Origin of the sequence: Nonomuraea marmarensis (assembly GCF_043197025.1) — a bacterium.
In the GTDB taxonomy this organism is placed as follows: domain Bacteria; phylum Actinomycetota; class Actinomycetes; order Streptosporangiales; family Streptosporangiaceae; genus Nonomuraea; species Nonomuraea marmarensis.
Window position 1 is genome coordinate 213,222 of the sequence record NZ_JBICRM010000014.1, and the last position, 9,725, is coordinate 222,946.

11 protein-coding genes and 1 pseudogene are annotated in these 9,725 nt (G+C 70.7%); 7 read left to right on the top strand and 5 right to left on the bottom strand.

The window, feature by feature from the left end:
- Positions 1-75: 75 nt before the first annotated feature.
- On the bottom strand, positions 76-1,887 hold the full coding sequence (locus ACFLIM_RS24185; RefSeq protein ID WP_393169027.1) for a glycosyltransferase: 1,812 nt from the start codon (positions 1,885-1,887) through the stop codon (positions 76-78).
- A 160-nt stretch (positions 1,888-2,047) separates the two neighbouring features.
- Between ACFLIM_RS24185 and ACFLIM_RS24190 the strand changes: the two genes are divergently transcribed.
- Positions 2,048-2,632, top strand: a complete 585-nt coding sequence (locus ACFLIM_RS24190) for a Chromate resistance protein ChrB (RefSeq protein WP_393169029.1) — start codon at positions 2,048-2,050, stop codon at positions 2,630-2,632.
- Positions 2,629-3,039 (top strand): YkvA family protein, encoded by a 411-nt coding sequence (locus ACFLIM_RS24195; RefSeq protein ID WP_393169030.1) that lies wholly within the window; start codon positions 2,629-2,631, stop codon positions 3,037-3,039. The genes ACFLIM_RS24190 and ACFLIM_RS24195 overlap by 4 nt, the downstream gene beginning before the upstream one ends.
- Positions 3,040-3,121: 82 nt before the next feature.
- Here the strand turns inward: ACFLIM_RS24195 and ACFLIM_RS24200 are convergent, their stop codons facing one another.
- A complete protein-coding gene (locus ACFLIM_RS24200; RefSeq protein ID WP_393169032.1) occupies positions 3,122-3,943 on the bottom strand; it encodes an alpha/beta hydrolase in 822 nt (273 codons plus the stop codon).
- Between the two features lie 92 nt (positions 3,944-4,035).
- Here ACFLIM_RS24200 and ACFLIM_RS24205 point away from each other — a divergent pair, with 92 nt between their 5' ends.
- Together ACFLIM_RS24205 and ACFLIM_RS24210 are read left to right on the top strand one after the other, a co-directional pair.
- Complete coding sequence (locus ACFLIM_RS24205; RefSeq protein ID WP_393169034.1) at positions 4,036-4,659, top strand: TetR/AcrR family transcriptional regulator; 624 nt, start codon at positions 4,036-4,038, stop codon at positions 4,657-4,659.
- Between the two features lie 484 nt (positions 4,660-5,143).
- A complete protein-coding gene (locus tag ACFLIM_RS24210; RefSeq protein ID WP_393169036.1) occupies positions 5,144-6,043 on the top strand; it encodes a CPBP family intramembrane glutamic endopeptidase in 900 nt (299 codons plus the stop codon).
- Between the two features lie 95 nt (positions 6,044-6,138).
- On the opposite strand, the gene ACFLIM_RS24215 is transcribed toward ACFLIM_RS24210, so the two are convergent.
- Entirely contained in the window at positions 6,139-6,735 is a 597-nt protein-coding gene (locus ACFLIM_RS24215; protein WP_393169038.1) for a TetR/AcrR family transcriptional regulator, read from the bottom strand.
- Between the two features lie 72 nt (positions 6,736-6,807).
- Here ACFLIM_RS24215 and ACFLIM_RS24220 point away from each other — a divergent pair, with 72 nt between their 5' ends.
- Complete coding sequence (locus ACFLIM_RS24220; protein WP_393169040.1) at positions 6,808-7,551, top strand: MerR family transcriptional regulator; 744 nt, start codon at positions 6,808-6,810, stop codon at positions 7,549-7,551.
- Positions 7,552-7,556: 5 nt separating this feature from the next.
- Here ACFLIM_RS24220 and ACFLIM_RS24225 read toward each other — a convergent pair whose 3' ends face one another.
- Entirely contained in the window at positions 7,557-8,000 is a 444-nt protein-coding gene (locus tag ACFLIM_RS24225) for a CBS domain-containing protein (protein WP_393169042.1), read from the bottom strand.
- A gap of 148 nt (positions 8,001-8,148) precedes the next feature.
- Between ACFLIM_RS24225 and ACFLIM_RS24230 the strand changes: the two are divergent.
- Positions 8,149-8,310: pseudogene (locus ACFLIM_RS24230) on the top strand (NADAR domain-containing protein); the annotation flags it as partial.
- On the opposite strand, the gene ACFLIM_RS24235 reads toward ACFLIM_RS24230, so the two are convergent.
- On the bottom strand, positions 8,289-8,816 hold the full coding sequence (locus tag ACFLIM_RS24235; RefSeq protein ID WP_449291482.1) for an RNA 2'-phosphotransferase: 528 nt from the start codon (positions 8,814-8,816) through the stop codon (positions 8,289-8,291). The pseudogene ACFLIM_RS24230 and the gene ACFLIM_RS24235 sit on opposite strands and share 22 nt — an antisense overlap.
- A 142-nt stretch (positions 8,817-8,958) precedes the next feature.
- Between ACFLIM_RS24235 and ACFLIM_RS24240 the strand changes: the two genes are divergently transcribed.
- Positions 8,959-9,498 carry a DUF892 family protein gene (locus tag ACFLIM_RS24240; protein WP_393169046.1) on the top strand — a complete coding sequence of 180 codons (540 nt, stop codon included), beginning with the start codon at positions 8,959-8,961 and terminating at the stop codon, positions 9,496-9,498.
- Positions 9,499-9,725: the final 227 nt, after the last annotated feature.

Below are 9,725 nucleotides of genomic sequence, written 5' to 3' on the forward strand. Positions count from 1 at the left end.
TAAGCGCCCCGCTAACCCCGGCCGCCGGGGCCGCTCGCCGTCCGCCCTTGACGGTGCTGCGTGACCTGTGACCGGTCAGCGGCCCGCTTCCAGCTCGGCCAGCAGCTCGGTCCATTCGTCGCCGATGACGTCCAGGTCGTACTGCTTGGAGGTGGCCAGCGCGGCCGTCCCCATCATGCGGCGCTCGGTCTCGTCCTCGATGAGGAGGCCGATCGCCGCGGCCAGGGCGCCGACGTCCCGGCGAGGGACGAGGAGCCCGTCGTGGCCATGGGTGATGATCTCGCCCGGGCCGTGCGGGCAGTCGAAGGCGACCACGGGCACGCCCTTGCTCAACGCCTCCAGGATGGTCATCGGGAATCCCTCGCGGCGGGAGCTGAGCACGAAGAGCGAGGCGTCGTCGAGCTGGGCGCCGACGTCGCGCGAGGGGCCGGGCAGCTCTACCGAGCCCAGCCCGAGCTCGCCGGCCAGCGCGAGGAGGCGACCGCGCTCGGACCCGGATCCGACGATCCGGAGCGTCCAGCCGGGGTGTGCGGCGCTGACCTGTTCCCAGGCGCGCAGGAGCAGGTCGAAGCCCTTGACCTTGGCCAGGCGGCCGATCGCGATGACGGTCTTGGCGGTCAAGGGGGAGGCCCCGCCGGTGAGGGGCGGCGCGGCATTGGGGATGCGCAGCAGGTGGCGGGGCGCGCGGGCGCCCAGGGCCGCGCGGTAGGCGCCCAGGTCGGCCTCGGTCAGGGTGACGAGCGCGTCGAGCCGGCCGTACCTGCGGGCGGTCATTTCCCGGACGGCGGGCTTGTGCGCGCCGAAGCCGACGTGCTCCTGCCCGATCGTGATCACGCCGGGCGGGGCCAGCAGGGCGCCGGCCAGGTTGAGCCCGGGACGCGTGGTGATCAGGACGCCGGTGCGCAGCCCGCGCAGGAAGCGCACGAGCGCCAGGTCGGTGCGCAGGTCGAACATGCCATAGGCGGCCTCCTCTCGCGGGATGAGCCTGCTGCGCAGCAGGCGCGCGAGCCGGGCGCCGCGGGCGCGGCGGCCGAGGCGGTCGTCCAGGAAGGTGACGCGAACGCCGGCAGGAACCGGGAAGAAGGGCTTCTCCTTGGTCTTGATGACGCTGACGATCTCCACGTCATGATCGGCCGACAGCGTGCCCGCGAGGTTGAAGGCGGTCCTGATGGTGCCGCCCATGCCGTGCGCGTGCATCAGGAGGATCTTCACCTGCCGGGTGCTGGGCGGGCCGGCCCGGCGTGCCCTGCGGCGGTTGTCCACCTGGAGCAGGAACAGGGCCAGCCGGCGCGTGTTCGCCGTCAGGTGGATGGCGGCCGGGGTCAGGATGATCGAGCCCAGGGTGTCGGTGGGATAGTGCGCCCCGAGGTAGACCCTCGCCAGCATCTGGCCGGCCACGAGCACGCAGCCCGCCGCCACGACGGGCCGGAAAAGGCGGGTCCTGCCGACCAGCAGCGCGACGGCGACCACGATCGACAGCGTCAGGCACACGTGACCGCTGGGGAAGCCGGGGCCGAGCTCGTGGACCAGGGCGTGGGCCGCCGGTGGCCGTGGACGGGCGACGAGGGTCTTGACCAGCGGGCTGACGCCCCACCCTGCGCCGATCACCACCAGCACGCGTCCCGCGGCGCGCAGCCGTCCCGAGACGGCGACCCCCACGATGAGAACGGCTGCGAGGGCCGCGCCCACGACGGTGCCGAACCCCACGTTCAGGACCTGCGCCACCGTGGTCAGCCACGGGCTGCGGGCCGACTGCACCGCCTGGCTCACGCTCGTGTCCGCCGCGGTCCACGCGGGCGTGCGGGCGGCGAAGCCAACGACCGCCCCGAGGCCCAGGAACGCGACGGAGATCGGCATCGGGACGTTCGTTCTGCTGCTGGACCGCATGAACGCACGGTAGGAAGGGACGCAACAGCGCCCGCTCAGCACCCGGTTAGCACGGCGCTTACCTTCGCGGTGCCGATGCCGGGCTCCTTGGCGGACGCCGCGCTGCACGAGTGTTTGCAGGTCTCAGTGCGAGTAAATGTTACGGGTGTAACATATGCGCGTGACGGACAATACGGATGAGGATGGCTGGTTGCTGATCAGCGTGTCCACCGCCGGGGCCGCGCCGACTCTGCGGGTGCAGGTGTGGCGCAAGTTGCGCTCACTGGGCGCGCTGTATCTGCAGCAGTCGGTGTGCCTGCTGCCGGAGCGAGAGCAGACCGTGCGGCAGGTACGCCGGCTGCTGGACCGGGTGCGCCAGCAGGGCGGCACCGGCCGGATGCTGCACCTGGCTCTCACAGACGCGGCCGAGCGACGGCAGATCGTGGGTGAGTTCAACGCCGCCCGTGCCGCCGAGTACGCCGAGGTGCTGGAGCGGCTGCCCGCTTTTCGCGAGGAGCTGGCACGGGAGCGGACCCGCGGACGGGCCACCTACGCCGAGGTCGAGGAGTCCGAGGCCGACCTGGACCGCTTCCGCTCCTGGATGGCCAAGATCTCCGCCCGGGACTACTTCGCCGCCCCTGCGGGAGCGGCCTCGCGGGCCGCCGTCGCGGACGCCGCCGCGGACCTGGCCGACTTCGAGCAGGCCGCGCTGTCGGCCGAGACGGCCTCGTCGTCATCGAGACCGCATCAGGCAGAGCAATCATGACGGGGCTCTGGTGGGCGGATGTGCTGATCGGGGTTGCCGTCGCGCTGCTGATCACCTGGCTGGCACTGATCGTGACGCTGGCGATCGTCCGGCCACGGGGCGGCTTGTTGCGCGAGGCGCTGCGACTGCTGCCCGACGTGCTGCGCCTGGTGCGTCGCCTGGCCGGCGACCCCGGTCTGCCGCGCGATGTGCGTATCCGGCTGGTCTTGCTGCTGGCCTACCTGGCCTTTCCGCTGGATCTGGTGCCCGACTTCATCCCCGTCCTGGGCTATGCCGACGACGCCATCATCGTGACCGCGGTGTTGCGCTCGGTCGTGCGTCGCGCAGGACTGGACGCGGTGCGCCGCCACTGGCCCGGCACCGACGACGGCTTCACGGTGCTGTGCCGCCTGTCCGGTCTGAAATGACCTCCCTTTACTGGACCGCCCGCCTGTGACCAGCCGGCAGCGGTGAGGATCGGGGACCATGCCCGCGGCCAGACAGCACATGTCACAGAGCCAGAGAGCCCATGGCGTCGACCAGCGTGGAGGCGAACTCGGCGGGGTGGGACCAGTAGCCGGTGTGGTCTCCGGGGAAATCGGTGATCTTCTGGTTCCAGCGGGCTGCCAGCGTGGCGGCTGGGCGATAGGGGAAGTGGTCACGTGAGTCGCGGCCTCCCGCGAGGGTGATGCGGGTGTGGTGTGCGTCGAGCGCAGTGAGGTCCGGCCGGTGGCTGGGAGCGTTTGGCACTTCCTGGGTCAGGATGGTGTGCACGTTTCCTGATATGCGGCTGATCAGCTCGGGGTCGGGATCGAGGGGCCGTTGGGCCGTGTCCATCCCGATGCCGGTCATGAACTTCCGCATCGCCGCGTCCGCGCCCTGGCTCTGATAGGTGGTGCTGACGTCCTGGAAGAAGGCACGCCACTGCATGGCGTCCGGCAGCAGCTCGGCCAGTGGCGGTTCGTGGGCGACGAGCCTGGTGATCTGCTGCGGGTGCCGGCTGATGAGGGCCAGCCCGATGACGGCTCCCGCGCTGCTGCCGAACACGTGGGATGGTCCCCCGGCGACGGCGTGGAGCAGGCGACGCGCGTCTTCGGTGTGCGTCTCGATCCATCCCGCCTGCCGTTCCTGCTGGATGGGGCTGCGGGAGAAACCTCGGCGGTCGTAGCTGATGACCGTGTGGTGGTCGGCGAGCAGGTCTGCCATGGCGTCGTAGAGCCCGGCGTCGCCATTGCTTCCAGGGATCAGCAAGAGCGTGGGTCCCGAACCGCGCACCTCGTAGTAGAGGCGCGCGCCGGTCACGTCCAGCATGTGGCTTTGTCGAGCAGTCATAGTGTTCTCTCCTTCAAGTACGCCAGATAAGATGCTGACTGCATCTAATCTAGGCGTACCAAATAAGATGCGCAATGCATCTAAGAGGATGGATGATGAACCGGCGGCGCGGAGAACGGTTGGAGCAGGCCATCCTCGACGCGGCCTGGGACCTGCTGCGCGAGGTGGGCTACGCCAAGCTGACCATGGAGGCCGTAGCCGCCAAGGCGGGAACCAGCCGGCCAGTGATCCACCGTCGCTGGCCCACCCGAGCCCAATTGGCCCTTGCCGCCCTGGACCACGCGGCGCCCACCGAGACCGAGCCGCTGGAGACCGGCACCCTGCGAACCGATCTACGCGCCCTGATGAGGCAGGTCGTGCGCCGAGTCGGCACCGTCCATGGCGAGATCCTGGCCGGAATGGCTGCCGAGACCGCTCGTGACCCGGACGCCGCTCACGCACTGCGCGCCCGATTGGCTGCCACGACTCAGGGACAGACCGTGGCGACCATCGTCCAGCGGGCGGTCGAGCGAGGCGAAATCCCCGCCGTCCGCCTACCCGGACGAGTGGCAAGGCTCCCGCTCGACCTGATCCGCAACGAGGTCGTGCTGTACGGCCAGCCACCCGGCGAGGAAGTGATCACCGAGATCGTCGACTCCATCATCATCCCCGCGATACTCCAAGCCCCGCCCGAGCCGGCCCCGAGTCCAGACTCGCGAGAAACCTGGCGCCCCTGACAGCCCGGCGCTGCTCAAGGTGGATCGACGGTGACGGCGCCACGCTCACGCGCCGGTCCACCGTCGTGAAGGGGTCCTTCTGAGCGAGATTGCCCATTAACCGTTGCTCACCCTGCTCATCAGGCAAGGTCGATGTGGGCGCAGCGGCCCCATACACACCTGGCGAGCGTGCAACAGGATGGCGCCCAGCTCATCCAGGGGAATCGGCCGGGCGGGCGGACCGAGTCCGAGTGCGGCCCCGTCGGCGCCTCGGCCAGGTCCGGTGGACGTGCCTGGGCGGTAGGAGAGGCATCTGAGGACGAAGCCGGACCGGCGGCCGGTGGCGGAGGGCGGGGCAGCGAGCCCGCGGGCGATCCCCCGGCCGAGCCGGCCCGGGAAGCGCGCTGGTGCCTCGTGCGGTAGCAATGGGGGAGGCGTCCGGGACGCGGTGGTCTCCTCGATCCGCTTTCCCGTTCCTCTGGAGTCGGGCCGTCAGGTGAACAGCATGATCAAAAGTACGCACCGCAGGATCCGAAGTTACGTCCGGCGGATCGACTGGCCGCTGGTCGTGTTCTTCGTGCTGGCGTACACGATCACCTGGGGGCTCATCCCGGTGCTGGACGTGATCGCGCGGCGGTCGGGGTTGCCGGACTGGCGGCGGCTGCATGCGATGGGCGAGGTCTTCGACTTCGACGGGACGCGGCTGGCCGTTCCCGAATGGGTGGTTTACGGGATCACGCGGGTGCAGGACTTCGCCTTCAGCCTCGCCGGGGTGGCGGTCATCGTGGCGGTGCGGGGGCGGGCCGGGCTGGCCGAGCTGGGGCGCAGGCTCGTGCGGTGGCGGGTCCGGTGGTACTGGTATCTGGTCGCGTTCCTGCCGCTGGGCTGGTACGCCCTGGGTGTGGCCGCCGCGGGCGGGTTGCCGTCGTTCCAGGTGAGTACGGACCTCGTGGCGGCCTCTCTGATCGGGCTCGACCATGGTTTCATCGTCTTCCTGCTGCTTCGCGGAGCGATGGGGGAGGAGCCGGGGCTGCGCGGGTTCGCGTTGCCGAGGCTGCTGGAGCACACGACGCCGTTGCGGGCCAGCCTGGTCATCGGGGTGTTGTGGGGTCCCTGGCATCTGCCCGCGCTGCTGGGCCGGAGCGCGGTCGAGATCGGGTTGTTCCTGATCTCGGTGCTTGCCCTGGCCTGCGTCTTCACCTGGTTGTTCAACAGCACGGCGGGCTCGCTGATCCCCGTGCTGATCTTCCACGCGGCGCAGAATTCCGCCGGAATGGTGGAGTCCCACTTCCCCGCGCTGGCCGGGTCGGGGTGGGAGCTGGTGCCGGCGGTGGCCGTGCTCGTGGCGGGCATCGCGGCCGCCGTGTGGCTGGGACGGAGGGCTGGAGTCTCATCGGCTCGGTAGTTTCGCCACATGATCGCTCACCCGCCCTCCGGCGCGGCACCGCGCCTGTTCTGCTTCCCGTACGCCGGCGGCTCGGCCCGCATCACTACGCGCGCTCAGGGTTTCGGGGCGAGGAGCGACAACATCGTCTTGGTCAGCACCTGCTCGACCTCCTCCGGCGAGAGCCGTCCCGCCTCCCGCTCCTGCGCGGCGCTGTGGATGATCGAGAAGAACGTCGTCACCAGCCACGGCAACGGCAGGTCGGTACGGAAGTCGCCGTCATCCTGCCCCCGCGCGATGAGCCGCTCGACCCGCCGCAGCGGCCGGTCATGGTGCTCTCTGATCCGCTCCGTGGCCAGGACCCGGTCGGCGGCCACGAACAGCCGGCGATGCCGGTCGAGGATCTCCCAGGACGACCGCAGCAGCCCGGCCATGGCCTCCGGCGCGGGCGCCGTGTCGATCTCCCCGTCCCCCAGCGCCGCGTCGGCCATGTCGACCGTGTGGTCGAGCACCGCGTCCACCAGCGCCTCCCGCGACGGGAAGTGGCCGTAGAGCGTGACCCGGCCCACCCCGGCGGCCTTGGCGATGTCGGCCACGCTGGCGGTGGGATCGGCGCTGAGCAGCCGGGTCCCGGCTTCTAGGATCGCGGCGATGTTGCGCTCGGCGTCCGCGCGCCGAGTGGGTACGGGCTGTCGTGCCGCGGTCCTCACCATACGACCACCCTACGACGCGGGTACGCCCGAGCTTGCGCATGACGCGGCGTCAGGTCCTACCGTCGTCGGCAGGTGATCGATGTGAACGAACGGCGCTGGAAGATCGGCGAACTCGCGGCCGCCACGGGCGTGACCGTGCGGACCCTGCGCCACTTCCACCAGATCGGACTGCTGTGCCCGGCCGAGCGTTCGGCGGCCGGCCATCGCCTGTACACCGGCGACGACGTACGACGCCTGTACCGGATCCTGGCGCTGCGGGAGCTGCGGCTGCCGCTCGGCGAGATCGCGGACTCGCTGGACGGCGCCGATCTCCACGCGACCATCCGGCGGCAGCTCGAACAGGTCGAACGGCAGCTGGCCGGGCAACGCGCCTTGCACCGCCGGCTGCTCGGCATCGCCGAGGCGCTGGGCTCCGCCAGGGAGCCGTCGATCGACCAGCTCATAGCGACGATGGAGGCGATGATGCAGGCCAAGCACTTCACACCCGAACAACTCGCCCGGTTCGAGGAACGGCACCAGGAGCTCGGACAGGAGGGATTCGGCGGCCGGCTGCGGCAGCTCACCGGCCTGGCCGCCGAGGCGGATGCTCATGCCGGGCATGGCACGGACCCGGCGGATCCGGCCGTTCAGGAGCTCGCGCGCCGCTGGACCGAGGCCGTGTCCGGGCTGGCGGGCGGCGACAGGACCGTCGTGTCGGCCCTCTACGGCAAGATCGACGCCGAGGGCGCGGAGTCCGCGACGAAGGGCCTCCTCACCGCGCCCGCGTGGGACTACCTCAAGCGCGCCTTCGCCGTCGGCTACGCGAGCGACCAGTGATCAGGTCAGATCTCGAGCGCGTGGTCCAGCAGAGACTGCAACGTGACCGCCCCCACCAGCCGCTCCTCGTCGACCACGGCCACCAGTGGGCTACGCGTCCGGGCCATCAGCGCCGCCAGCTCCAGCACGGTCGCCTTCGTGTCGGCCACCGGCAGCTCACGGGGCTGCTCGGGCAGGCACTCGCGCACGGTCCGGCCCCCCAATCGGCGCAGGAACAGGTCCGCGTGCGCCTCGTCCACCACCCGGGCCAGCGCGGGATCGTCCTGGCAGTACGCGGGCACCGCCAGCCGCAGCACCTGGGTGCCGGGCAGGATGCTGAGCGGCCGCCCCGCCGCGTCGACCAGGATGAGCCCGGGCAGATCCCGCTCGGCCAGCAGCCTGGCCGCCTCCAGGGCCGGGGTGTCCAGGGTGACCGTCGGGAACTCGACGGCGAGATCGCGTGCGCGCATCAGTGGCCTCCGGAAGAAAGCCTAGCCAATGAGACGAAGCCCGCCGGGGACCCTCAGGAGAGGGAGCGGAAGAACTCGCGCAGCTCCGTGATCATCACCTCGGGCGTCTCCAGCGCGGCGAAGTGCCCCCCCGTGGTCGAACTCCGACCTGGTGGAGGCGAGCCCGGTGGACCGGGTGTGGGGCATCGGGCTGGCGGCCGGCGACGAGCGGGCCGCCTCGCCCGCGACGTGGCAGGGACTGAACCTGCTCGGCTTCGCCCTGATGGCCGCCCGCGACGCGCTGGGTGCTCAGGAGGGAAAGCGCAGGTAGCCCGGCGGCACGTGATCGACCAGCCAGACCCCGTTGGCGCTGAGCCGGAACGCGTGCCCGTCGGCGTGCATCGCCCCCGCCGCCACCACCAGCACCACGGGAACGCCCCGCCGGGCCCCCACCCGCGTCGCCGTCTCCCGGTCGGGCGACAGGTGCACGTGCTGCCGGTTCATCGGCCGCAGCCCCTCCTCCTTGATCGCCGCCAGGAACCGCCCGACGGTGCCGTGATAGAGCATTCCGGGCGGCTCGGCGACGGGCAGGTCGAGGTCCACCGGCACCGAATGCCCCTGGCTGGCCCGGATCCGGCCGTCCTCGATCGCGTACCGCCGCTTGTCGTTGGACTCGACGACCTGCCACAACTCCGCGGCCGTGAACGCGAACCCGTGCTCGGCCGCGGCCCGCAACAGCTCGTCCACCGGCACCCAGCCGCCGGCGTCGAGGGTGAGGCCGATGCGCTGCGGATCGTGCCGCAGATGCCGGGCCAGGTATTTCGAGATCCGTATCATGCGCCGCTCGTCCATCACCCGCCATTCTCCCGCGCCCCGGTACGCCCCGAGCCCGCCCGGGGTGTCGCAACCCGCGCGGAAGGCCGCTCAAAGTTACCTTTGACCAGGGGAACTCCTCACCGGGGGAAGGATGGGGACACACATGACTCAGACCGACGACTTCGTGCTGGACGTCACCAGAATCCGTGACCAGGTCCGGCAGAAGATGGACGAAGGACCGGTCACGGAGACGTTCGGGCACGACCCGCAGAAGGTCATCAAGGTGCTCAACGACGTGATCGCGACCGAGGTGGTGTGCTGGCTCAGGTACACCAGGCACGCCATCTCGGCCAAGGGGATCGACCGGGCGCAGGTGTCCGAGGAGTTCACCGAGCACGCCAAGGAGGAGCTCAACCACGCGCTGCGGGCGGCCGAGCGGGTCAGCCAGCTCGGCGGGGATCCGGACTTCGACCCCGCCAAGCTCGTACAGCGCTCGCACACCGACTACCAGGCCCCCGCGGACACGGACCTGCGCGCCCTGCTGGAGGCCAACCTCTGGGCCGAGCGCATCGTCATCTCCACCTACCAGGAGATCATCCGCTGGCTCGGCGAGGGCGACCCGACGACGCGGCGGCTCATGGAGTCGATCCTGGAAGAGGAGGAGGAACACGCGGACGACCTCACCGACCTGCTCGGAGTGTAGGGCGGAGCTTGGCGCGGGGCGGCGGCACCAGCCTGGCCGGGCAGTGCGGCAACGCGGCCGTCGTGATCGAGCACGCCGGTGACGGTGTCGCGCGCCCCGCCTAGCCCGGCTTGATTCGGCGAAGCCGGGAAGATCGAGTCAAGTTTGTGGATGTTGAGCTGGGATCGCTGGTCAGGCAGCGGTTCCAGCGCGGCGGCTGAGGTCGTCGATGGCGTGGTGGTAGGCGC